Here is a 1,423-nt window from a genome sequence, read left to right as displayed (position 1 = left end):
ATCGCTTGTCTGTACCCCCACACCCCACACCCCACACCCCACACCCCACACCTGAGGAAGTTGTGTGGTTTCCAGCACTCGTGCTTTGAATCAAGAAAAGGTTTTAAATTTGCTCTAAGACTTTGGTATAAGAGGTAGGGCTAATTTGGCTGTGGAAGCTAAAAGCCAGTGAGTCTCCCTGACTGACCCTTGATTTTTATAACACTGAACTGATACTTTTTCATAAGTTAATTGGGATAAATTAAGTATCTAAATATACTTTTGGTGTTTTTTTTTGCTTGATCCCTATGGGGTTTTGGTATAAAACAAGCCAATTCTTTCAGAATCCACCTTTTTTTGTGACTTTTTGTAAAAGAAATTGTATCTATTTGTAACAAAAGTATTAAAAAAATATTAAAGCTTTAGGGGCTAACGATATGGCTATAACCTAGGCTGGTCAACAACTTGCTATCTATAACAAGCTGAGGTAGGAGGTAGCAGAATTAAATGTGAAGAGGATATAAATTTTTCCTGAACAAAGAGTTATCATGAAAACATTGAATTTACCTATATCTAGTTGTCGTTTTTGTCGGTATTATCAGTCAGAAGGACGACGAGGGGGTATGTGTCAACAACTTGGGGTGCCTGTCAGAGCTACCTGGAAAGCTTGTGCTTTTGCTCTGCCTACCTTTTCTTCTTCTTCTTCTTCGTCTTGGGAGAAACTAGAAGAGATTTGGCAAGATGAACAACTGATGCTCACAGAGGAACTATCGGTAAAGTGTTCTGAAAACTCCTCTGGGTCAGACATGACCGTTGAACGTGAAACCATCACCTCTAAAAATTCTTCAACAGACATCATGCTGGTGTAAATTTTTGATGTAAATTGTTCGTCTGATCAGCAAGATCAGCTTATCAGCAAGATCAGCAGTACCTTACTAGTAACTCCCGCCTTAATACAATCAATAATTAAAACAAAAAAAATTTCACAACAACCAGTTTAAACCAAATCTTCTAGTTCTAGTAGCTACTTGCTAACAACTGTAAGCTGTAAAAGCCAAATAATTTGATAAAACTTGGCAGCTGATATCTACTATTAAAATAGCTTTATTCGCACTTTGATTCAAAATAAGGTGCGTTTTTTATTGATACCAGATCTTCCACCAACTTTAAAATTAACCTGTAAAGGTAGGTAATAGGAATCCCCCCTACTGCCTTAGTAAGGGGGGAAGGGAACTTCGGATCAGTGATAAAATTTGAATCTGTCTTGATGCAGCCCCTCCACACCTGACGGGGTGACAAACAGCCTTAAAAGCTTTACGGGGTGTGGGGTGTGGGGTGATGGGTGTAGGGAACCCACCCCTAACCCCTCCCAGGAGGGGAAAAATCAGGAGCTGGCGGAGTGGCGACGGGACGGTTAAATCAGGTTTCGGAGCGATTGTTATCC

At 40.2% G+C, this 1,423-nt stretch carries 1 protein-coding gene; it reads left to right on the top strand.

Translation table 11 applies throughout. From position 1 onward, the window contains the following. Positions 1-527 precede the first annotated feature (527 nt). The gene (locus AC4II3_RS32715; protein ID WP_488016811.1) at positions 528-848 is read left to right on the top strand and encodes a hypothetical protein; all 321 of its coding nucleotides are present in this window, start codon (positions 528-530) and stop codon (positions 846-848) included. The last annotated feature ends 575 nt before the right edge of the window (positions 849-1,423 follow it).

This window comes from Moorena sp. (assembly GCF_982860115.1).
This window is presented reverse-complemented; position numbering and strand designations above follow the sequence as displayed.